The sequence below is a fragment of the Rickettsia endosymbiont of Oedothorax gibbosus genome (genome assembly GCF_936269705.1).
Taxonomy (GTDB): domain Bacteria; phylum Pseudomonadota; class Alphaproteobacteria; order Rickettsiales; family Rickettsiaceae; genus Tisiphia.
Genome location: NZ_OW370493.1, coordinates 863450 through 886658, shown reverse-complemented (window position 1 = coordinate 886658; position 23209 = coordinate 863450). Strand labels below are relative to the sequence as shown.

Here is a 23209-nt window from a genome sequence, read left to right as displayed (position 1 = left end):
TATCTATTTTATTATGACAAATTTAAAAAACATTCATATCTTTTTAAGTACACTACCTAATAAATAACTACCATTAGAAACTTCTTAGCCATCTTACGCAAATTCGCTGTTCTATAAACCTAAATTTTATTCATGGTCATAATAAAATTAATTAGACAAATTTTAATGAATAAGCTAATGTACTTTTGATTACACAAACTTCTTAAACGCCTCTCTATTAAGAAATTTATATACGATGTAATCTAGTTTAGCAAACAATATTTATGACCCAAGATAATCATTTAAAAACAGCTTTGCTATTGTTTATTAGTGTATTTCTTTTCGCATGTATTACTTACATCAATGCACTAGTAATACCAGATTTTTTAATAAGTAAAGGTCTATCTGGAGATCAGCTAGATCATATCGAATCAATCGAAATGTTAGGTTATATAATAGCTGGTTTATTCTTAACCCCATTAATTAATAAAATCAGTGACAACAAAACTACCATTATTAGTTTAATCTTACTGATAATAGGTATATTAAACCTAATTATGATTAAGGATTACACCATCCTTAAAATCAATTTTATTATAATGGCATCCGCCTACTACACTTACATAACCACTACTATCATCAAAATAGTGGAGTTAACCAATAACTATAAATATTTTGCTCTTATTATCTTTTCTTTGCTATGGATAGCTGGACAATTTACCGTTGATTTACTAGCCGAATTTCTAGAATCAGCGACAAATGGGTTATTATTATGCGTATCACTTTATAGTTTTATTATTATAACTTGCTTACAAAGAGATAATATTAACAAAAATACAATTTTAGTTTCTAGATTTTCATTTTTAATTGAGAACATAGAATTACAGGTTTTAACAGGCTTTATGGTATCTTACATTACTTTCGATATATTGTGGTATTATGAGGAATTTGCTTTAGAAAAACACTTTCCTGTATCAAAGATAGACACTATTTCCCATTATACTCTTATGAGTATATTTTTCTTGATATCACCTGTTATTTTATCATTAAAAATAATCAATAAATATCTTGCTAACTTAATACTGATGATTATCCTCTTAGCCAGCTTTATTCTTTTACCCCACTATGGGGTCACTTTAATAGGCAACATCTATCTCCTTTCTACAATTGGTGTATGTTTATGTGCTATTTTTATTTGTAATATATTAATATTATCCGGTAAATTTGAAGCCCAAGATTTGAGAACCGCACTGGCAATATATTTCACTATGTGTGCTATTGGTATTTATTCTGGAGCTTTATCTTCTTATATAGCCCATGGACTTTATGATGGACAAGGTTTTCTATTTTCTACATATACTGTTGTTGGGACTTTTGCACTTTATTATTCTTGGTACTTTTTTAAACGAAAATTATACAGATTTCCTACTTAGAGCGATTAAATAGATCTCTACTGACTCTTTACGGCTAGAAGATGGTTTAAAATGCTTAACCTTATGAAAATTAAGTTTAATTCTGTTCAAGGCACTATTTTCTGTACCACCTCGAAAAATTTTAGCAATAAAATGCCCTCCCGGCTTTAAAGCTTTTAAGGCAAAATCAAGGGCATGTTCACATAAGTCAAGAGTTCGAATATGATCAGTTGTTGCATGACCTGTTGTGTTCGCAGCCATATCACTCATTACAATATCAGCCTTACCATTTAGCATTTTTATAATAGTCTCTTCAGTATCTTCAGCATAAAAGTCTTTTTGCAAACAATCTACACCAATGATTGGCTCAATCTCAAGCAAATCAACGGCAATTATCATACTATTGTTACTAGCCGATTTATCAGATTTAATAATTTTGGCAGCAACCTGGCTCCATCCCCCTGGGGCAGCCCCTAAATCAACTAATTTCATCCCTGGTTTTAACAAATTAAATTTCTCATGAATTTCCAGCAACTTATAAGCTGATCTGGATCTGTAACCATCAAGTTTGGCTTTAGCAACGTAAGGATCATTTAATTGGCGTGCAAGCCACTCTTTTGATGAAGTTTTTCGCCTTTTTGCAGTTTTAACGGCAACAAATTTACCTCTAAAACCTGATATGTTAGATGTCATGATCGGCAATCTCTTCAAAATTTTCGCTAGATATTTTAGCAATTCTATCCAATACAGAATTAACAAAACCAACCTCGCCCTCACTCAACATATCATTTGTAATGTCGGTGAATTCATTAATTACCACTTTATTCGGTACATTTGGAAAAAATTGTAATTCACAAATTGCCACACGCAGAAGAGCAAGAAGCAGAACAGGTAAGCTAGTAATTTGCCATTCAGCTGTTAAATGCCTTGATATCATCTTATCAATTTGAGGTAGATTTACAACTACAGACTTTACTAACAATTCAAAATGGCTTATACTTAATTTTACTTTTATTGGTTTATTTAAACTAGCTGTTAGATTGGTTGTTAAACTATTAGCCGCTCTCTCATCTTGATAGAATTGAATAATTTGCTGTATGATTTTTTCTATGTTGTGCTTAGGATCTTCCGGTTTATACTGATAAATTGCTTGTACCGCAGCAATGCGTGCTATCGTTTTGGTGTTAATTTTGGCTGAGGTCATAAAATTTTCAATTATTTGCTACATTATAATCAATTCAGGAGAATTTGGGGCTAGGAACGATGGAGTGACGAGTGACAACGCATAGGCATCAGTTTAAGAAAATAAAGTCATTGCGAGCCACCGTAGGTGGCGTGGCAATCCATTTTGTGGATTGCTTCGTCGACCTTAAGGTCTCCTTGCAATGACGGTTTCTCAATTATTGTTTTCTTAAACTGATGTTTATGAGTGACAACGTCCCCAACTTCTCATCAATTGACTATAGCTATAGCAAAAAAGTATAACTTAGTAAACCTCTTAAAAAAATAATGAGTTGTATGTTATCAATATTCGGATTTATTCTAACCATCAGCCTATTAGTATTTGTTCATGAGTTTGGTCATTATTACGTAGCTAAAATGTTTGGGGTAAAGGTCGAGGAATTCTCGATAGGTTTTGGCAAGGAACTATTCTCTAAAATAGACAAAGATGGCGTAAAATGGAAAATTTGCACCATACCCTTAGGTGGTTACGTTAAAATTTATGGATTTGACTCTGCAACATTTGAAAAACCCAAATCTTGGGAAGTGAATTCTTTAGAGCATCCGAATCCGGCACATTACGCCTTTCTTAGCAAGCCCCTCTATGCCCAATTCTTAATTATAGCCGCTGGACCTATAGCTAATTACTTGTTAGCCATTCTAATATTCACAACTATTTATTTTTCCCACGGTCAAATAGAGATACCACCAATAATTGGTGAAGTGGTAGCTAATTCCCCTGCAGAACTAGCTGGACTTACAAAAAACGATAAAATTATTATAGTGAATAATAATAAAATTAACAGTATCGCCGATTTACAAAACAACCTATTAACCAATGGAATCAAGCCTCTCCATCTTTTAGTTGACAGAAATGGTGAGTTTGTAGATATTTCTATAATTCCGGTAGAGAAAAAACTAGATAATCATCCTAATCTAAAAAGACCTTATATAGGAATTATTGCTAAAAATGAGCCTATTTATATTAAAATGAATATTTTTCAAAGTATCTATCAAGGATCCGTAGACGTTATTTATATCTCAAATTTAATTTTAGGACATTTTGGACAAATGCTAATGGGGACAAGATCATTAAATGAAATTGGTGGACCAATTACCATTGCCACAGAATCAGGAAAATCTTTAGAACGAGGAGTAGCAAGCTTTGCCTTATTTGTTGCCATGATATCAATTAATCTAGGTTTGCTTAATTTGCTACCAATTCCAGTTCTGGATGGTGGACATTTAGTATTTATAATATATCAAATAATTTTTGGTAAAACACTTAGTGGGGCAATAAAAAATGTTATACTAAGATTAGGTATAGGGATAATTATTTTTCTTATTGTAATTTCTCTGTCAAATGATATAAAAAACTTAGTTTTTAAATAATTAAGTTAACCCGAATAAGTTTTAGACATTCCAGGAGTCATTGCGAGCTGATGTATCCCCACGAAATTGTTGCAAAATAGCAAGAATTGATAGAATATCTTCATTATTTAATGATGATGGAGATAGTAGGTTATGGATGTAAAAACAGTATTAAATGAAGTAATAAAAGAACATTGTCCTTTTATACAAATAATCGTTTAAATGCGTTACTTGATGTTGCAGAAGGCTTGCGATATAGTCAGAATTTGTCTTTGAGTGCAATTGGCAGGAACTTGAGTGGTGATAGTAAAGTAAAACATAAAATAAAAAAAGTTGATAGATGTATAGGTAACAAACATTTATATAACGAGGTTGATAATCTCTATAGTGCTTTATCATATTTCATATTTGAGTTTATCAAGCATTCTAATGATGACAGTGTTGTGATTGATTTATGTTATCTTAAAGATGATCGCATGGTACAAATGCTAAGTGCTCAATTTTGTACAAGAGGGATGAGTTTACCTTTGTATCAAGATGTGTTTGAAGAAGGTGAATTAAAGGGCAGAACGGTAGAATTTTTAAATAAATTAAAGAGTATAATACCTGATGGAAAAAGGGTTATTGTGATTATGGACGCTGGCTTTCATATTGAATGGTTTAAGGAAATAGAAAAACAAGGGTGGAGTTGGGTGTGTCGGGTACGACAAGGAAAAGATTTAAAATTAGCTAAGAATGAGGATTGGATATCAGTTGAAAATTTCATGCCATCAATTGGTTCAAAAACGATGGAATGTGGTACGATTCTGCTAACCAAAGCTCATAAATATTCCTGCAAAATGGTTACAACTTGCAAAGTCCCTAAGGGTCGAGTGCAGAAGGTTAGCAGGAATCGTACTAGCAGTAAAACAGCAAATGGTTCATATAACAAAGTTGCAAAAGAACCTTGGATATTGGTAACTAACTTAAGTTCTGATGAATATAAGGGAGTGGAAATAGTGAGGTTATATAGCAAACGTATGCAAATAGAGGAGACGTTTCGAGTGATAAAAAGTCATCAATTTGGTCTTGCTGGAAGATATATTCGAACTTTAGATGTGAATAGATGGGGAGTTTTAATGTTACTATCTGCCATTGTTATTATAACATATTGGGTTATAGGTGTGGTAGGCTATAGCCAAGGTATGCAAAGAATTTTCCAACCTAACACAGTAAAAGATAAAAAGATTTATTCGTATTTTACCCTTGGGAAATTTATTATTGAATTTAATTATTTGCATGCCATAAAACCATTGGTAGAACCCCTGGCATCTATTATAAAGACGGAGCTTTGTCGTGCTTAATTTCGTGGGGATACATCAGATTGCGAGGAGGCGTTAGCCGACGAAGCAATCCATTTTTAGTCACTTTTTGGATTGCTTTGTCGCCGCAAAGCGGCTTCTCGCAATGAAGCCAATGCTAAATACTAATCGAGTTAGCTATAAAATTAAAATATTAAAGAAAAGAAGGTTCTTGTGAAAATAAAAGTCAAATCAACTATTAAAATAGCTATTTTGGCAACAACTATTTTATATAATATCTCCGCTTTATCAGCTGAGTATGTTAAAGAAATAACTATTCAAGGTAATAAAAGGATTGAAACCTCAACTATTGAAAATTATTTAAAGCTTCAAGTTGGAGAAGAATATAGTTTGTCAAGAGCAGATGAGGCAATCAAAAATCTTTACGCAACATCTTTATTTGAGAATATAACTATTAGACTAGTAAGTGGTGGCAATTTGATAGTTACTGTCTCAGAAACTCCTTTTATTGCTAAGGTAATATTCAAAGGTAATTCTAAACTCAAAACCTCTGTATTATCGAAGGAAACAATTACTATGGCTGGCGAATCAATGAGTCGGGCTAAAATCCAACTGGATGTCGAGAAGATTAAGGAGATGTATAAACGTTCCGGTCGTTATTCGACAACTGTTACCCCACAAATCGAAAAGCTTGAGAATGATCGAGTAAGAGTTACTTTTGATATTGCAGAAGGACCTAAAACAACAGTTAAACAAATTTATTTCCAAGGAAATAATAATTATCGTACTAATGAACTACAATCTGTCATCCTAACCAAACAATCAAAATGGTTTAGTTTTTTAGAAACTAATGATACCTATGATCCAGACCGTTTGGAGTATGATAAAGAATTGCTAAAGGAATTTTATCAATCAGTAGGATTTGCCGATTTCCGCGTTATTTCTGCTACAGCAGAGCTAAATCCAACCAAGGAATATTTTACCATCACTTATTCTATTGAGGAAGGAGCAAAATATAAATTTGGCAACATTACTATTGACAATAAATTGCCTAATATTGATCTAAATGAAATTAACAAATATATTAATGTTACTTCCGGTGAGACATTCAATATTAATCGTTTAAATAAAATAACTAATAAACTTACTGCATATTTTGCCAGTCAAGGTTATCCAGGAATTAGTGTTTATCCTGATATAAGTGGTAAAAATCCAGATCATACTGTCGATGTTAAATTTGTGATAGATAAGGCAGATAAAGTATATATTAATCAAATTAATATTACTAATAATCTAAAAACTGAAGATAAAGTTATTAGGCGAGAATTTAAAATTTCTGAAGGGGATATATTTAATCGTTCTTATATTGAGAAAGGTGATCGAAATTTACGTAATTTAGATTATTTTGAAAAAGTACTTATTAGCGTCACGCCCACAGAACGAAAAGATAAATATGATATTAATATTGATGTTGAGGAAAAATCAACGTCATCAATTAGTTTTGATGCTGGCTATAACACAGCAGGCGGACTATTTGGACGTGTATCATTCTTAGAACGCAATTTAATTGGTACCGGAAAATTGTTAAATGCTGGAGTGCAAGTAGGAAAAAAAAGTATTAGCTACTATGGCGGCATAACCGAGCCTCATTTTCTTGATAAAGACTTGTCGCTAGGTTTCAATGCTTTCAATAATTATAGCGGTCGTGGTACTTCATTCCTTTCACAAGGAGATCAAAATTATACGTTAAAATCTATAGGACTTAAAACCTCTCTTGGTTATGATATTGCAGAAGATTTAAGTCATGAAATTGACCATACTATTAAAAGAGAACTATTAAGCTCTCTAGGCAACCCGGGTTCTATATCATTAAATGAACAAATGGGAAAATTCATTACATCAGCCATCGGACATACTGTATCTTATGATCAGCTTGACAGTAAGATTGTTCCTAAAAATGGTTACGTTATCAGTGGTACCCAGGAATTTGCTGGTGTTGGAGGTAATAATAAATATCTAAAACATGAACTAGATGGTAAGTATTTTAAATCTTTTATCAATAATAAATTTACTTTGAAAATTGCTAGTAGTGTCGGTAATATCATGGGTGTAGGAGGTAAAACTGTTAGAATTTCTGATCGCTTTAATTTGGGTGATTATAGTCTTAGAGGATTTGCTGCCAGTGGAATAGGTCCTAGAGAGAAGAGAACAAATGAAGGTCTTGGTGGAGAAAAATATTATACAGTTTCAACAGAACTTAATTTTCCGACTGGTTTACCAGAAGACTTTAATTTGACTGGTGCTGTTTTTATAGATGCTGGTAGTCTGTGGGGGGTAGGATTAAATTCTAAAAGTACCTATAGAGCTGATAGTTTTTATAATGATAAGTCGCTTCGGGCTTCTGTTGGAGTTGGCTTTATCTGGGTCACTCGCTTTGTCCCTATCAGAATGGACTGGGCTTGGCCAATTAAGAAGCGACCTTACGATGAGAAGCAAACTTTCCATCTAAAGTTCTCTACACATTTTTAACATGAAAGGTGTAGAGAGCTGGGCTAACATTACACGCAAGGATGTCATCTCTGCTTACCTTAATGTCATCCCTGCGTAAGCAGGGGTCTAGATTCCCGCCATTGCTAAGAATGACAACGGGAAGCGGGGAAGTCTATTAAGCGGAGATTAAATGCTGAGCAAACTATATAACAATCTTCTTTTACAGATTAAAGCTAATAAATATGATTTCTTAAGGTTTGACCTGATTAAGCAAGATGAAATAAAGAATTTTGCTGCTCAGATTACTGCAAAATATGATACTGTGATTATTATAGGTTTTGGTGCATCTTGCCTAAATGTTAGAGCATTGTTAAGTATGAAGGCAGTAGCTACTAAAAAGCTAATATATCTTGATAATTTAGATCAGTTAGCAATTGATAAAAAATTGGCAGTAGTTAATTTAGATAAGGCAGTGTTTTTTTCATTGAGTAGGTCTGGGAATACCAATGAAACCTATTTATTAACTAAGTATGTTTTAGAAGTTTTGCACGTTCCCTCTCAAAATGTTTATGTAACAGTACCGTTTAGTAATAATTTGTTATATAATTTAGCAAAGTCTTTTGGTGCAAATTGTTTAGAGCATGATAATGTAAGCAGTGGAAGATTTGGTATAATTTCTAACGCCTCTTTACTACCAGCAGCAATTGCAGGAGTTGATGTAGACAAAGTTGTTGCAGCTGCTTCCCAGAAAATATCAGATATTATCCTTGATAGCTCTATAGTCAATTCAGGAGAAGTAGATAACAGGAGCGATGGAGCGACGCCTATAAATAATAGGCGAGCATTGAGCGACGACGTCACCAACTTCTCATCAATTGACTATAATATTTGTGAGATAGCTGAATATTACCTCAATCAATATTATTTAAATAGACATATGTTAGTTATGTTTAATTATAGTTACCAATTAGATGGTTTATGTAGATGGCAACAACAAATTATAGCTGAATCCCTTGGTAAGAATGGCTTTGGTATAACCCCTGTAATTGCAAAAGGGACATTCGATCAGCACAGTCAGTTGCAACTTTATTTAGAAGGTCCGGATGACAAATTTTATAAAATTATTACTAACAACAAAGAGAACTCAGAGATTGCGATGAGTTTAGCTGCTCATGCTAACAATATATATAATGCATTAGTGCAAGTCAAGCGACCAGTGATGCTAGAGAATTTTGTACATATCGATGAGTATGCAATTATAGATCAAATTATCCATACAATGTTGAGTACTATGCTAATTGCTAATTACCTAAAAATCGATCCATTTAATCAACCATCTGTTGACCAATACAAGAAGCAGCAATTCCAAATATGACATTATGGATACATAGGGAAATTTTAGCATTGCGATCCACTCAACTTTAAGACGAATAATCTATTTTTCTGTTAAAGATTTGTATGTATTTTCTTGAATTCTATAAATATTTTTATACAAACTTATCATAATTCACGTTATTGTAATCAATTTGGTAAAAACCAACGGTTAGCAATAAATAAGTCTATTGCTCTAGAAAAAGCTTTTGATAGGTCGAATCTATATTGGCGGGACTCTGTAATCTCGTTTGCCAGCTAATATCTCCCATAACATTTCCATTGATTCAAAGAAAAAAAGGTCTACTAAACTTCTTATTCGTTCCCATAACGATCCTAATCTACCAAATTGCTCCCTCATTTCTTGAAATAATTTATCAACTAATTGGTGTATTTGATGAATAGTAAATGCTAACAAAGTAAAATTGTAGAAATTATAACATAGATTCTCAGAACCATGACCGTAATTATGTTCTATATTATAACCATGATTCTTTAAGCTATTAAAGCATTCGTTCTCTATTTTCCAACGTGCTCTTGCTCCGTCTATTATTGTTTTAGCATTATCTGAGGTGATTTCTAGATCAGTAATCCATTTACCATAATACTGACTTTTGTTACTACCATCTTTCTGCGGCACTAGCTCCCATGCCGCTATATAATTTGTTCTTACCTTAGTGCTAGTAAATAATTCAACATCATTAACCCATTCAATTATCAATTTGTTCCTTCTAAGGCTCAATGTCTCTATCTTTGATTTATCTACAGATTGAACATTATCCATTAATGTCTTATGATTATTGGGTTTTACTTTAAAAATATAATTAGCTTTATGATCACGAATTGTTTCTATCACTGGAGTTGTTGCATATAAGGCATCAGCATTGATTATTATCCCTAATTTATCATGATCCTTTCTAAATCTTGTCAAAAATCTCTTGAAAGCATTCGTCTCACAATCCTCTTTCTCATCACCATCTTGTACACGAATTTCCTCAGGCATTACTGGTATTACTTGTCGTAACCCAAATTTTACAATAGCCCCTTGTAATACTTGATGACAATGATATTGGTTATTTTTATGCCCTCTAATTAGGCAACGTTTACAACTCACTTTATCAGAGCTGTAATATTGTGTACCATCAACATTTAATAAGTATTTACCAGGAAATATTTGATATTGTTCTAGATGCTTCCCTCGTTGTAATTTACTAAATAATTCTTTGAAAATAGGTCTAAACGTTACGTCACTATCTACTTGGTCTATTACGTTCCTCATCCCCTGATCGCTAGGAAGCGATTGTACTGTAAACATGCTACGCAGATTATTACGTTGTTCCTTCCTTTCCATACGCCTTTGAAATTCTAGCAAAGATACTGATTGAAAATACATACACGCCAAACCAGATAACATAATATCTGCTATACTATTACTACTATTTACACCCCTTCTATCTTCTATACCAGCAAATCTATCTGCAATCATACTTCTGATTGCACTAAAACTTAAATGTTTCTTTGAATGCATAACTTGATACCAATATTATATTGATATTATCTTAGATAATTTATCCAACTTTGACTACTTTTTTAACTATTCCTCTACGAAAAACTTATTCCATATCCTTTTACTTACCTTCCTTCTATGACATATTTGGAATCGCTGAGTATAAGGTAGGTATTTTTATAACAAAATGCATAATATAATACTTCAAGAATTGATTTTATATATAGACGGAAATAAATCAAGATTAAAATGTTTGGTTGGTATGGTAATTAGTTTGCTGACGGGCAGCTCAATTTATCAAAAGGTTTAGCACTTGGTATTTTAGGTGATGCTAAAGCGACGTCAAAAACTCATAGAATTTATCGTTTTTTAAAAAATTTTAATTTTGATTATATGAAGGTTGGCTATTTGCTATTAAGCTTTTTTGCTTCAAAAAATTATGTCGTAGCAATGGATAGGACAAGTTGGAAATTTGGTAAATCCGATATTAATATTTTATTTTTAGTAATGGTAATTGGTAAAATATCGGTGCCAATATTCTGGAAGACTTTGTCGCATGGTGGCGGGTGTTCTGCAGAATTTATGAAGGAATTTTTACAGAAATTTATTAATAATTTTGGCGTTGAAAGAATAAAATATTTGCTTGCTGATAGAGAATTTATGAATAAAGAATGGTTAGACTTTCTGATAAATAACCATCTAAAGTTTGTTATTCCATTAAAAATGGATCATAAAATTCGTCTTACAAAAGGTTTAAGAACTTTAACCATTGAAAGAATATTTAGTGATGTTAAAGCCTTAGAGTATAGGGCTTGTAGTGGTATATTATGGAATAGAAAGGTTAATTTTACCGCATATAGAAATGATAAGAGCGAGCTGATGGTTCTGGTGTCTTCAATTGAAATAGAGCAAGATATTTTTGCTTTATATAAATTTCGTTGGAGTGTTGAACGACTATTTTTGCACCTAAAAAGCGGTGGTTTTGATATTGAAAAAAGTCACATTGTAAAATTGGATAGATTTGAAAAATTATTAGTGATAACTGCTATTGCTTCAGCTTTAATAGTCAAAAATGGAATAATACAAAATGCCTTAAATCCCATCCGAATAAAACGGTACAAAACCATTGAAAGACAATTGTTTTCATTATTTACCTATGGCTTTGATCATATCAAAAATGCTTTTTATCAATCTACAACAGCCATAACGCAGCTAATATCCACATTATTAATACCTCCCAAACAAAAACTTTTTTCTATCCTAATACCATCTTTACAAAAATTGTAGGGTACTATGGTTCTCCTCTCTGCATCTCCTCTCACAGTCAGATAAAAATTCCTGTATGATGGCATCCTTCTCACAGTCAGGTAAACTCTGTAAGGGGTCATCTTTGCTATCGCAAACGCCTTTGCCTCGTAGGTAGGAGCAAACAAAAGAAGTTATACCACAAGCTGCACCAAGTGCAAGAACAGCCGCTACCATTGCAGCAACTTTGAGTACGACTAATTCTGTTGATGTTTCTTCCTCAGTTCGATTATTTACTGAGATAACATCAGTAGTAGTAAATGGGGCAGCAAGGCTATCTCTTATCATCGTTCCCACCAACCCAAGGGCAGACAGAATGTTGGTCTTGTTTATCATTATTGTATCTCCTTTAGTTATCTTTGACAATTTTTTAGATAGGATAATACCATTAAGTTAATATTTAGCAACTTTTATGTAATAAATTTCGCCTAGGCTAGTGAAAAGTTAATTTAATTATTTTTGCATAATATGCTCTTATGCTATTAGTGTTGACATATTATATGTTATAATATTATTTTCACAGCTTCTAGATTGTTGTGAAGGACTAGGAGGCTGCCTACGATAACGAAAATAATTCTATATTTGGCTCTTTTTGACTGCGAATAAACATGATATAATTAATTAGTTATCGTAGACAGCCTCCTAGAAACAAATTAGTTGCTTTAAGGGAGAATATTATCTAGCATTAAATATAGTTATAATTTAAGAATGAGGTGGGGAAAATGAGTAAAGATAGATATCCTAGAGAATATTTTGAGTATTATCAGAACTTTATAGCAAAAATAGAGGAAATTGGCAAAGTAACAAATGATGAGCAAGCTGAACCTATAGAGCAATCTTTGTTTAAAATTGTAAAGGGAACCTTAAAAGATAGTGCGGTCAGTTCTGACGATAAAAAAAACATATTAAAGGGATTTGCTGAAATAATTAAAAATAAGACAGAAGAGCAAAACAAGCTGCCAGAATCTAACAAAATAGTAGAACAAACCGTAGTGTTTGATAAATTTGCTGAAATATTAGAACAACCCATACAGGATGAAACAATTTCTGAGAATTGGCAAAAATGTAGGGAAGAACTAGAGGAAATAGTTACTGCTATCAAACCACAAGAGCTTACTCAGGACATTTTTTGCTTACCAGGAGAAGAAAAAACTCCTCTAGAATTAAATAATTCTTCGGTTGATGTCCCGTCTTTTTCTGCTGATGCTCTTGATGTTGATCCTATAACCCAAGCAATTAGAAAGCATATCTTAACTAAGCAAAGAGCGATAATAGCTGCAGCTTTGGTAAATAAGAATATAGCAAAACCAGAAGAGCTTGACGATCTGAATAAGTTTCGAGCGTATTTTGAAAATGAACAAAATAAAGAAACAATTAGTGAACTTCTAAAAGAAGATCAAAATTTAAAGCATGCTTTAGAGCAAGTTGAAATTACCGGCTATAAAAACGTTCATACGCAGTTTGCTGGTAGATTCAGTACTATGGAATGGAATGATGGGGGTGTGGAAAATGCTAATGGTATTACTATTAAGAAGCAGATAGTACGAGATGCAAACGGTCATGAGATTGCAACATTATCAGAAGCAAACCATCAAATAAATCCTCCTCATACAGTACAAAAAAGTTATGGAACTAGCGTTGCAATTAGCAATTATAGGACGATAGATTTTCCGATAAAACTTGATAATAATGGTCCGATGCATTTATCGTTAGCTGTTAAGGATCAGTATGGTAAAAATATTGCGGCAAGTAATGCTGTATATTTTACTGCTCACTATGATGATGCTGGTAAGCTTATCGAGGTCAGCTCGCCACATCCAGTTAAGTTTACTGGAAATAGTCCTGATGCAGTTGGCTATATAGAGCATGGTGGGAAAATCTATACCTTACCAGTAACGCAAGAAAAATATAGAGCAATGATGCAAGAAGTTGCTAAAAATCTAGGACAGGGAGTGGATATTTCACCATCTATCGAATCTATTGAGGCTCCTGATCTTGCTGTAACCTCTAGAGGAGCTAAATCTGAAGTTGACTATATAAAGCCTGGTGAACAAATGCCAGTAATGCAAGAAAATAAAATAATGATGCAAGAAGAGAGCAAAAATCTAGAACATAGTGTAGATATTTTGCCATTTATCGATGTACCATTATCTATGAATTCCGTAACTCCTGGACAAAATATTGAAGAAACACCGCAGTTGCATAAAGTGCCAGAGACTACAATGCTCTCTAATGATATGGTCAAAATGGAACCAGCCCCTGATATTCTTGAATATCCTCATGAAAAAGTTAACGTTATTCCAGAGGAAAAAACAACTAAAATCTCTCAAGCTGTATTAATAAATACAGACGTTAGAAATAGAGCTGAAGATATCAAAGCAAGTTTATCAAGATCACAATATATACGTCCTTCAACTCGAAAAACTGATGTGGATATTGCACAATTGGTAGGAGAGCTATCAAATTTAGAAAATAAAGGATTTGAGGAGCAAAAGAAACGTATCGGAACAACATTAGACACATTAACGTCTGAAGAACAAGCAAAGCTATTGCAGGGGTTATTAAAGGCTACAGCGAAGCAAAGAGGAAAAGAGCTTAGGAACATCGAAGTTGGACAACGAAAGCCGGATGCTGATGCGGTTAGATTACTAACAGAGAATAGAGCTGGTAAAGAGGGGGAAATAGTAAAGCCACAACAGAGAGCAGAACATGCTAATATTAGAGATAATGTAAAGATGCAAGCGTTTTTACAAAATAAAATTAATGAAATTAACGAAGTACCCAAGAAGCCAACTATTACTGTTAAATCTCGAAATGCAGGAGGTCATGGTTTTTAGGTGTTGGAGTCTTCTTTTTCATAGAGTACAAATTTATTTTTTTACTAAAATTTTTGCCCTATCGGTGATAATTTCATCAACAAGCCCAAATGATTTGGCTATTTCAGGATCCATGAAATTATCACGTTCCATACTTTTTTCGATAGTCTCTAGTTCTTGTCCTGTATGCTTGACATATAAGAGATTAAGCATTCTTTTTAGTTTCATGGTTTCTTTGGCATGAATTTCTATATCTGTAGCCTGCCCTTGGTAACCACCTGACGGCTGATGGATCATTATACGACTATGCGGCAGGGAATAACGCATGCCTTTTTCTCCAGCCGTAAGCAACATAGAGCCAGCAGAGCAAGCTTGACCTATACAAAGAGTAGAAATTTTAGGTTTAATATATTGCATAGTATCATAAATTGCTAAACCAGAAGTTACAACGCCACCAGGAGAATTAATATACATAGAAATATCTTTTTCTGGATTTTCTGCCTCAAGGAATAGTAATTGTGCAACCACTACATTTGCCATATAATCTTCAATTTGACCGCAAACAAAAACGATACGTTCCTTTAATAACCTAGAATATATATCATAGGCTCTTTCACCTCTAGGAGTTTGCTCAATTACCATTGGTACGTATGTCATTAATTTTTTCCTTAATTTATTAGACTTCCTATAAAACTTTAGTTCTGCTGTGCTAGCAAGTTTTTATAATATCGATTTAAGACTTTTACACCAAAAATCCAAGTTACACAAACAATAACAAAAACCACCATGAGAAAACCTGCTAGGTCATTATGTACAGCACTTGGAAAAATACTAAAAGAGACAAATTGAACAATTGCTCCAGCGGATTTTCCTATTTTGCCACCAAGTACATCTACAGCAGCTTTGCCCTTGGTTTTCATTTCACTATCAAGAGGGATATAGACCATTTCTTTAGTAAAATCAAAAAGTGAATATTTTACTCCTTTCCCTAAAACATGCCACAAGCCACCTACAAAAACAATTATCATTAATGGAGAAATGTGACTAAGACCAGTCATAATTGCCAATAAAGGCTTTTCCAATAAGACGAAAGTAAAAAACATTGCTCCTGATAATAACGTTGCAACGGGAGTAAGTACAGCCCCCCAAAACCAACCACAATTTCTAACTAAACTACTACCTAGAAAAGCACAAATTAAAGTAAATATTCCAGTCCAAAAAAAGACCTCACCACTGTAAGTTATAAATTCTTGGGTAGTAGGATATAACTCCTTGGTTTTAGACATCCATAATCCTTCAATTAAGTTGATTGACATGGAATATGAAACCATTAATACACAAATAATTCCTAAATATTTTGATTTAAGAATTATTTTGCTACTCTCAACTAACCCTAGCTTCAGTATATCGGTTCTTTTATTTTTATATCTAATATTTTTAGTAGTTTCTATAATTTTCAATTCAACAAATCTATGTAAAATCAAACAGATCAGCCCAGATATGGTAACGATTACTATGAATGATTTTAAAAGAATTTCTGTTTGGTCATTAAGATGAGAAAATAGAGGCATCAAGAAGTGCTGACCTTTGGCAAAATAGATAATTACACTGCCAGATATTAGTAAATTAGTTTGACCAAATAAGGAAAAAAACGAATAGAATCTAGGAGCTTCTTCAGTGGTGGTAATCTTATTAGCAAGTTGCCAGTATAATAGTGTACAGACAATCATTGGCCATAATTCCCCCATTATATAAAATAACACAATACTCCATTTTCCCCAAATGATGATAAACCATTTTAAGTGTGGAAGTGTAGTAAAATAATATTCTATTACTTGAGGGTCTGGATGAAAATACTCTCGGTATGGAAACAAAACAAAGGAAAATAATAGGAAAAATCCCAAGAAAAAAGATAATATGATCCTGAACGCTTGCTCAGTTGTCATAATATTACAAAGTTTGGAATAAAGGATGACAAATAAGATACCTGCAGGCATCTCGCCCCAAAGTTTTATAAAGCTTAAAACTTCCGAACTAATTAATGTTATTACCAGGCTATCTTTCATACTACGTACTAGATTCTGGTTAAGGAGAATAAAGAATATTAGTAAAGCCATAGGCACAAACTTTACTAACTCGTTAGATCTGATAGGCCAAACAACGTGTCTAAATTTACTATTTCTAGCTCTATTCCACATAGTGAAAGAAGAATCTACTGCATTCATATAATACTCATGCTCATTTTCAAGCAACCTAAACTATTATAAAACCCCTGTCAAGTGGTTTTATAATATAATAAATATTCAGCAATAAACTTAGATGGGTTTTTTATTGGATCTAATATTTTCTTAAATTCTTTTCTGTTACATGGTGATTCAAATAAATTGTATTTTATTTTGCATTTTATTTTCTTAAAATAACTATTCTTTTGAGCCTTTCTAATTAAGTGTGTAAATTTTTCATAGGGCTTAAATTCTACCTTCAAATTTTATCAAAAAGTGAGCCATAGCTGCGTTCCAGTTCGGAATCGGCATAACCCATTTCTTGGTCATATAATCAATTGCCAAATATAAGGTCTTAAAAACGGCATTATCATTTGGAAAAACCCGTTTATTCTTAGTAACCTTACGTAATTGGCTATTGACAGATTCTATACTATTAGTTGTGTATATTACTTTCCTTATCGCCTCAGGGTATTCTAGAAAAACCATTAAATTTTCCCAATGAACATACCAAGATTTAGCAATTTGTGGATACTGTTTACTCCATTTAGCTTCAAAAGATTCTAAAGCAAGATGTGCTTCTTCCTCTGTGCTAGCAGTATATATAGGCTTTAAATCAGCCGCTAATTCTTTTCGGTCTTTATATGATACATATTTTAAACTATTTCTAATCTGATGTACAATACATAATTGATGTTCGGTTTTCGGAAAAACTGCTTCTATTGCCTCAGACATACCGGTTAAATTATCACTGCAAGCAATAAGCATGTCTTGCATACCTCTGTTCTTCATCTCAGTAAAATTACCAAGCCAAAATTTAGCTCCTTCATTTTCACTGTTCCACAATCCTAAAATATCCTTCCTTCCAGATAAATCAATACCTAATGCTACATATACAGACTTATTGATAATTCGTTTATCTTGACGTACTTTTACTACTAAACAGTCAAAAAATACTATAGCATATACTCGATCCAATGGTCGGCTTTGCCATATCTTGACATCCTCAATTACATCATCAGTAATTTGACTTATCAAACTTTCGCTAACGTCAGCTCCATACAATTCTTGCATTTGAATCTTAATATCAGATAAGCTCATTCCTTTAGCGTATAACGATATTATTTTATCATCAAATCCTTCAATACGTCTTTGACGCTTCGGAATTAATGCAGGTTCAAATGTACTACTTCTATCCCTTGGAACCCCAATCTCTACAACTCCATTATTTGTTACTAGATTCTTTACTTTACTACCATTACGAACATTATTGCTATCAGTATGACAATATTTATCATATCCTAAGTGATTATTCATCTCTGACTGCAATGCCTTCTCTACAAGCCTTTTGGTTAATTGTTTTAATAAACCATCCTCTTTAAATAAAGTTGATATATCTGTATCATTATTTATTAATAAATCTATTGCTTGATTCATTGCTTCATTTTGTTTGTGACGCATTATAATTTCTCCTTTTGTTATATTATATTTTTATATAACCTTTGAAAAATTTACACACTTATTTGTACAGAGCCATTCTTTTCTTCTTTTTCGTGGAAAGGCGAATAATTATTTTGCCTAATATCATCTATATATCTTCTTATATCATTTGGATTATATGCTAAATAAATATATTTTTTTAATTCGCGTGATAATTTATTACTATTAAACTCATTATTCCAACCATTGCTTAAGTAAATTATAGGCTTATCTGCTACAACTACCTCTGCAAGAGCAGAAGTTCCATCACTTATTACAATATCTGCAGAAATTATATCATTCACTAAAGAAGTGTTGGTACTATCAGAAATAGTAACATTTTGTAAGCTTCTAAACTTTATAAAAATTTGATTAATTTCTTCTTGGGTTAAAAATCCTGAGCTAGCAGTAGAAAAAAATAAATGTTGATGAGGTCTTATAATAAAATTTATATTTGGATTTTGTAGTGCATAATTATAAAAAAAATAATGATAATTCAAGAAAGTTGAGCCACCTTCAAATAGGTCTCTATATTGAAAGGATAGTTGCCACCTTGGTAACCATAAAATAGTTTCTGGAGCCTTTTTAGAGTTAGTGATAATACCTTCTCTAACTTCTTTATAAGTTTGATATCCTGAAACAATAATACGATCTTTTGGAAAGCCATATTTTTTAATATAAATATCTTCATAGCAATTATCTTTTATCTAAATTTTCAAAAAAATATTTATCTAAATAATAAAACAACGTTTTTGTTGAATAAGTTTATGGCAAACTTCAAGTAGCTTACGCATACAAGCAACTATCGCAACTTTCTTAGGTTTAAAATTATTAACAAGCCTATTGTATAAAGTTTTTAAATATTGAAAACCATTTTTGCCAGTTAATACCGCCATGTATAAAGCATCCCGTGGTATTTTTCTGCCTCCCCTAATAAATCTTCGTCCTTGCTTATTACCACTATCACGGGCGTACGGAGCTATCCCCACAATTGCTGACAATTCATTACTACTATAATTTTTATCCCCTAATTCAGGTACAAAACTAATTAGTTTTGTAGCCAAACATTTACCAATACCAGGTACAGTCTCTAATATTTTTACCTTCTCTTTTAACTCTTCTGACTCATCTATTGTTTTGTTTAACTTCTTATCAAGCTCAGCTATTTCATTTTGTAAGAATTTAATGTGTTTTTCTATACTATCTTTATCAATACCATCAATACTATGATGTAGTCTTTTCTTTTCATTGCTAAGCATTAATACTAAATCTTCTCGTCTTTGCTTATATCTCTTCAAATTCTCTGATTCAACTTGATATATATAATTCGCTGAAAGCTGCATCTTATCACCATAATATGCTAATTTAAATGCATCCTTCCTATCAGTTTTACACAAATTTACCGATTTACTAAAAGAATTAAAACTATATGTATTGACCTTATGTATTTGTTGCTTATTATTATACAGCTTTTGACAAATCTCAGCTTCGTATCCTCCAGTGGGTTCACATATTATTAGCTTAATCTCTTGCTCTTTTGCTAATTTAATCACCTCTTCATGACCAGCTGCATCATTGGCAAAACGATGATATTTAGGTTTATCGCTTGTATTATATACACATATATCAAGCCATTGTTTACTTACATCTAGACCTATTATTTTACTCATGATATAATCTCCTTCGTCTTATTGTGCAAGGCTGCTACTTCCAACACCTTCTGCAATTTGTTCAAAGCAAACTTTGTAAGAGGGTACTTATTCTATGCTCGATTATCTCAATCAAGTACCCCTCAAATCACCCTCTTACCATTACTTATATCATAATTTAAAGATATAAGTACCCTACAATTTTTGTAAAGATGGTATTAGGATAGAAAAAAGTTTTTGTTTGGGAGGTATTAATAATGTGGATATTAGCTGCGTTATGGCTGTTGTAGATTGATAAAAAGCATTTTTGATATGATCAAAGCCATAGGTAAATAATGAAAACAATTGTCTTTCAATGGTTTTGTACCGTTTTATTCGGATGGGATTTAAGGCATTTTGTATTATTCCATTTTTGACTATTAAAGCTGAAGCAATAGCAGTTATCACTAATAATTTTTCAAATCTATCCAATTTTACAATGTGACTTTTTTCAATATCAAAACCACCGCTTTTTAGGTGCAAAAATAGTCGTTCAACACTCCAACGAAATTTATATAAAGCAAAAATATCTTGCTCTATTTCAATTGAAGACACCAGAACCATCAGCTCGCTCTTATCATTTCTATATGCGGTAAAATTAACCTTTCTATTCCATAATATACCACTACAAGCCCTATACTCTAAGGCTTTAACATCACTAAATATTCTTTCAATGGTTAAAGTTCTTAAACCTTTTGTAAGACGAATTTTATGATCCATTTTTAATGGAATAACAAACTTTAGATGGTTATTTATCAGAAAGTCTAACCATTCTTTATTCATAAATTCTCTATCAGCAAGCAAATATTTTATTCTTTCAACGCCAAAATTATTAATAAATTTCTGTAAAAATTCCTTCATAAATTCTGCAGAACACCCGCCACCATGCGACAAAGTCTTCCAGAATATTGGCACCGATATTTTACCAATTACCATTACTAAAAATAAAATATTAATATCGGATTTACCAAATTTCCAACTTGTCCTATCCATTGCTACGACATAATTTTTTGAAGCAAAAAAGCTTAATAGCAAATAGCCAACCTTCATATAATCAAAATTAAAATCTTTTAAAAAACGATAAATTCTATGAGTTTTTGACGTCGCTTTAGCATCACCTAAAATACCAAGTGCTAAACCTTTTTGATAAATTGAGCTGCCCGTCAGCAAACTAATTACCATACCAACCAAACATTTTAATCTTGATTTATTTCCGTCTATATATAAAATCAATTCTTGAAGTATTATATTAACCTCAGTTTGATGTAAGAGGAAGGTTGAGATTGTTTAATTTTCCAAAAGCTACAGAAATTTTATTAGGCTTAAAAACATAGGCAAGCAGTCCAGCTAATACGTTAGTTTGAAAATTCATAACAGATCTATGCCTTGTATGGTCTATATGACAAAGGTTTTTTAGTTGATCGTTAATGGTTTCAATAATATACCTTTTATTTAAAAACCGCTTTTTAATAGGATCTATTATTCTTTCTTTCATATTACTTTTAATTTTTGTTATTAGTTCTAAACCTTGATTAGCAAGGGATTGAGTGAGTTTTTTACTGATATACCCACGATCACCAAAAAGCCAGCCTTGTAATTTATCTACTAAATTTTCCACCACTGCTCTATCATCAACATTTCCTGGAGTTAAAGAAAAACTCATAATCTCTCCGCAACTGTTAATGACAATATGTAGCTTACAACCAAAGAACCACCCAGTGGAAGTCTTACCTCTTTTTGCTATGTCTTTGAATACTTTATGTCTATTAATTCTTAAATTATGGCAAGCAGGAAGTTTAGTAGAGTCGATATAATATTGACCAGTTTGTTTTCCTGATAGGCTTTTTAGCAGTAATACCATGGGCATGAAGCTCATTGGCATTAACTGAACAAAACGACTATAGCTCACAAGTTTTGGAAATTACGTCAGTTCGGGATAAGATATAGATGAAATAGTAATAGATAAAAGGATTGTCAAAAAGGAGTGCCTGCAGTATTTATATTTTTAAACAAAAAAACAAACTACAGGCATGAAAAAAGATATCACAGAATTATATAGTTTTATAGATGATTTTTGTAAAATTTATTTGGAGTATGAACAGAGAAAGTTATTACCATCAAATAAACGTCAATTCGGGATAAGGATATTGTGAACATGTAGATTAAAATCAAATTTTGTTGAAGGTTTATTTTTCTTTAATGAGTAAGCAACAAGAGTAGATAATATATGGACAAAGGCATTTATTGGTGATCTATGTCTAGTATGTTCAAGGTTCATTTTATTTTTTAGATAATCAAAAACTGTTTCAATTAAGTTACGCTTTCGAAGTAAGATTTTTTCTTTCAAATCCATTAATTTATTTTCCATATTCTTCTTAATTCCATGAATCATTTTTAAGCCTCTTTCATATAAATTTAAGAACAAATTTTGCTTAATATAACCTTTATCAGCTGCTATAATTCCAGTTAATCTTTTTGTTAACTCCGGTACTGGAACCCTATCATCTACATTGCCTTTGGTCACTTTTAATGCCATAAACTCCCCTTTATTATTGATTATTACATGTAATTTAAAACCATAAAAATACCCCATAGAGGATTTACTATGTTTGGCTAATCCTTTAAAAACTTTATTGCTATAACGCCTTTTATTGTGACAAGCTTTAATCGTTGTAGAGTCAATAAAATAAATACCTGTTTCCTCACCAAACAACAAATGAATCAACATATTTAGCGGTATGAATAATCGTGCCATTAATTCAACAAATCTATTATAACTCAAGGCTTTGGGAAAATCATCCTTATGCATGCACTCTATATAACTTTTATAGAAAAATTTAAAATTCTTAGCATAGGATGTATGAAACATAATTATTATTGTTAACATTTCACTTAGACTCATGCTACAACAGCGATTTCTTTGCTTATTTGATGGTAATAACTTTCTCTGTTCATACTCCAAATAAATTTTACAAAAATCATCTATAAAACTATATAATTCTGTGATATCTTTTTTCATGCCTGTAGTTTGTTTTTTTGTTTAAAAA

18 protein-coding genes and 3 pseudogenes are annotated in these 23209 nt (G+C 32.1%); 9 read left to right on the top strand and 12 right to left on the bottom strand.

The features are described from left to right. Nucleotides 1-263: 263 nt before the first annotated feature. On the top strand, nt 264-1412 hold the full coding sequence (locus NBW66_RS04855) for an MFS transporter (protein WP_250311900.1): 1149 nt from the start codon (nt 264-266) through the stop codon (nt 1410-1412). On the opposite strand, the gene NBW66_RS04850 is transcribed toward NBW66_RS04855, so the two are convergent. Together NBW66_RS04850 and nusB are read right to left on the bottom strand one after the other, a co-directional pair. Next, on the bottom strand, nt 1392-2084 hold the full coding sequence (locus NBW66_RS04850; protein WP_250311899.1) for an RlmE family RNA methyltransferase: 693 nt from the start codon (nt 2082-2084) through the stop codon (nt 1392-1394). The two genes, NBW66_RS04855 and NBW66_RS04850, sit on opposite strands and share 21 nt — an antisense overlap. Next, a complete protein-coding gene (gene nusB, locus NBW66_RS04845) occupies nt 2074-2595 on the bottom strand; it encodes a transcription antitermination factor NusB (RefSeq protein ID WP_250311898.1) in 522 nt (173 codons plus the stop codon). The genes NBW66_RS04850 and nusB overlap by 11 nt, the downstream gene beginning before the upstream one ends. A gap of 314 nt (nt 2596-2909) precedes the next feature. Between nusB and rseP the strand changes: the two genes are divergently transcribed. The 4 genes from rseP to NBW66_RS04825 all read left to right on the top strand — a co-directional run bounded on the left by rseP (nt 2910) and on the right by NBW66_RS04825 (nt 9149). After that, nucleotides 2910-4004: an RIP metalloprotease RseP gene (rseP, locus tag NBW66_RS04840; protein WP_250311897.1), complete on the top strand. Its 1095-nt coding sequence runs from the start codon at nt 2910-2912 to the stop codon at nt 4002-4004. A 173-nt stretch (nt 4005-4177) separates the two neighbouring features. Continuing rightward, entirely contained in the window at nt 4178-5326 is a 1149-nt protein-coding gene (locus NBW66_RS04835) for an IS4 family transposase (protein ID WP_250311896.1), read from the top strand. A gap of 177 nt (nt 5327-5503) precedes the next feature. After that, the gene (gene bamA / locus NBW66_RS04830) at nt 5504-7813 is read left to right on the top strand and encodes an outer membrane protein assembly factor BamA (protein ID WP_250312265.1); all 2310 of its coding nucleotides are present in this window, start codon (nt 5504-5506) and stop codon (nt 7811-7813) included. A 151-nt stretch (nt 7814-7964) separates the two neighbouring features. Next, entirely contained in the window at nt 7965-9149 is a 1185-nt protein-coding gene (locus tag NBW66_RS04825; protein ID WP_250311895.1) for a palindromic element RPE2 domain-containing protein, read from the top strand. Nucleotides 9150-9368: 219 nt separating this feature from the next. Here NBW66_RS04825 and NBW66_RS04820 read toward each other — a convergent pair whose 3' ends face one another. Further along, the gene (locus tag NBW66_RS04820) at nt 9369-10673 is read right to left on the bottom strand and encodes a transposase (RefSeq protein ID WP_250311217.1); all 1305 of its coding nucleotides are present in this window, start codon (nt 10671-10673) and stop codon (nt 9369-9371) included. A gap of 166 nt (nt 10674-10839) precedes the next feature. On the opposite strand from NBW66_RS04820, the gene NBW66_RS14455 reads away from it, so the two are divergent. Further along, nucleotides 10840-10962 carry a hypothetical protein gene (locus NBW66_RS14455; protein WP_284346704.1) on the top strand — a complete coding sequence of 41 codons (123 nt, stop codon included), beginning with the start codon at nt 10840-10842 and terminating at the stop codon, nt 10960-10962. An 8-nt stretch (nt 10963-10970) separates the two neighbouring features. Then, nucleotides 10971-11939, top strand: a complete 969-nt coding sequence (locus NBW66_RS04815) for an IS4 family transposase (RefSeq protein ID WP_348539313.1) — start codon at nt 10971-10973, stop codon at nt 11937-11939. Here NBW66_RS04815 and NBW66_RS04810 read toward each other — a convergent pair. Then, nucleotides 11925-12323, bottom strand: a complete 399-nt coding sequence (locus tag NBW66_RS04810) for a hypothetical protein (protein WP_250311894.1) — start codon at nt 12321-12323, stop codon at nt 11925-11927. The genes NBW66_RS04815 and NBW66_RS04810 overlap by 15 nt on opposite strands. Nucleotides 12324-12679: 356 nt before the next feature. On the opposite strand from NBW66_RS04810, the gene NBW66_RS04805 reads away from it, so the two are divergent. Beyond that, on the top strand, nt 12680-14794 hold the full coding sequence (locus tag NBW66_RS04805) for a Sca4 family protein (RefSeq protein WP_250311893.1): 2115 nt from the start codon (nt 12680-12682) through the stop codon (nt 14792-14794). A 33-nt stretch (nt 14795-14827) separates the two neighbouring features. Here the strand turns inward: NBW66_RS04805 and clpP are convergent, their stop codons facing one another. The 7 genes and pseudogenes from clpP to NBW66_RS04770 form a co-directional block, all read right to left on the bottom strand. Next, nucleotides 14828-15430 (bottom strand): ATP-dependent Clp endopeptidase proteolytic subunit ClpP, encoded by a 603-nt coding sequence (gene clpP, locus NBW66_RS04800; RefSeq protein ID WP_250311892.1) that lies wholly within the window; start codon nt 15428-15430, stop codon nt 14828-14830. Between the two features lie 38 nt (nt 15431-15468). Continuing rightward, nucleotides 15469-16998 (bottom strand): Npt1/Npt2 family nucleotide transporter, encoded by a 1530-nt coding sequence (locus NBW66_RS04795; RefSeq protein WP_250311891.1) that lies wholly within the window; start codon nt 16996-16998, stop codon nt 15469-15471. A 243-nt stretch (nt 16999-17241) separates the two neighbouring features. Continuing rightward, nucleotides 17242-18456: an IS256 family transposase gene (locus NBW66_RS04790; protein WP_250310665.1), complete on the bottom strand. Its 1215-nt coding sequence runs from the start codon at nt 18454-18456 to the stop codon at nt 17242-17244. 89 nt (nt 18457-18545) lie between these two features. Further along, nucleotides 18546-19163, bottom strand: a pseudogene (locus NBW66_RS04785) (hypothetical protein); the annotation flags it as partial. Nucleotides 19164-19205: 42 nt separating this feature from the next. Beyond that, complete coding sequence (locus NBW66_RS04780; protein WP_250310767.1) at nt 19206-20144, bottom strand: IS110 family RNA-guided transposase; 939 nt, start codon at nt 20142-20144, stop codon at nt 19206-19208. Between the two features lie 174 nt (nt 20145-20318). Continuing rightward, nucleotides 20319-21395 (bottom strand): transposase, encoded by a 1077-nt coding sequence (locus NBW66_RS04775; protein ID WP_250311890.1) that lies wholly within the window; start codon nt 21393-21395, stop codon nt 20319-20321. 22 nt (nt 21396-21417) lie between these two features. Further along, a pseudogene (locus NBW66_RS04770) lies at nt 21418-22083 on the bottom strand (IS982 family transposase); the annotation flags it as partial. Between the two features lie 109 nt (nt 22084-22192). Between NBW66_RS04770 and NBW66_RS14450 the strand changes: the two are divergent. Beyond that, a pseudogene (locus tag NBW66_RS14450) lies at nt 22193-22294 on the top strand (IS982 family transposase); the annotation flags it as partial. Here NBW66_RS14450 and NBW66_RS04765 read toward each other — a convergent pair. After that, nucleotides 22291-23181, bottom strand: a complete 891-nt coding sequence (locus NBW66_RS04765; protein WP_250310582.1) for an IS982 family transposase — start codon at nt 23179-23181, stop codon at nt 22291-22293. The pseudogene NBW66_RS14450 and the gene NBW66_RS04765 sit on opposite strands and share 4 nt — an antisense overlap. Between the last annotated feature and the right edge of the window lie 28 nt (nt 23182-23209).

Excerpts from the sequence above, each read along its gene's own strand:
- NBW66_RS04855 (WP_250311900.1), top strand. The coding sequence starts at position 264 with ATGACCCAAGATAATCATTTAAAAACAGCTTTGCTATTGTTTATTAGT.
- NBW66_RS04850 (WP_250311899.1), bottom strand. The coding sequence starts at position 2,084 with ATGACATCTAACATATCAGGTTTTAGAGGTAAATTTGTTGCCGTTAAA.
- nusB (WP_250311898.1), bottom strand. The coding sequence starts at position 2,595 with ATGACCTCAGCCAAAATTAACACCAAAACGATAGCACGCATTGCTGCG.
- rseP (WP_250311897.1), top strand. The coding sequence starts at position 2,910 with ATGTTATCAATATTCGGATTTATTCTAACCATCAGCCTATTAGTATTT.
- NBW66_RS04825 (WP_250311895.1), top strand. The coding sequence starts at position 7,965 with ATGCTGAGCAAACTATATAACAATCTTCTTTTACAGATTAAAGCTAAT.
- NBW66_RS04820 (WP_250311217.1), bottom strand. The coding sequence starts at position 10,673 with ATGCATTCAAAGAAACATTTAAGTTTTAGTGCAATCAGAAGTATGATT.
- NBW66_RS14455 (WP_284346704.1), top strand. The coding sequence starts at position 10,840 with ATGCATAATATAATACTTCAAGAATTGATTTTATATATAGACGGAAAT.
- NBW66_RS04805 (WP_250311893.1), top strand. The coding sequence starts at position 12,680 with ATGAGTAAAGATAGATATCCTAGAGAATATTTTGAGTATTATCAGAAC.
- clpP (WP_250311892.1), bottom strand. The coding sequence starts at position 15,430 with ATGACATACGTACCAATGGTAATTGAGCAAACTCCTAGAGGTGAAAGA.
- NBW66_RS04795 (WP_250311891.1), bottom strand. The coding sequence starts at position 16,998 with ATGAATGCAGTAGATTCTTCTTTCACTATGTGGAATAGAGCTAGAAAT.
- NBW66_RS04790 (WP_250310665.1), bottom strand. The coding sequence starts at position 18,456 with ATGCGTCACAAACAAAATGAAGCAATGAATCAAGCAATAGATTTATTA.
- NBW66_RS04780 (WP_250310767.1), bottom strand. The coding sequence starts at position 20,144 with ATGAGTAAAATAATAGGTCTAGATGTAAGTAAACAATGGCTTGATATA.
- NBW66_RS04765 (WP_250310582.1), bottom strand. The coding sequence starts at position 23,181 with ATGAAAAAAGATATCACAGAATTATATAGTTTTATAGATGATTTTTGT.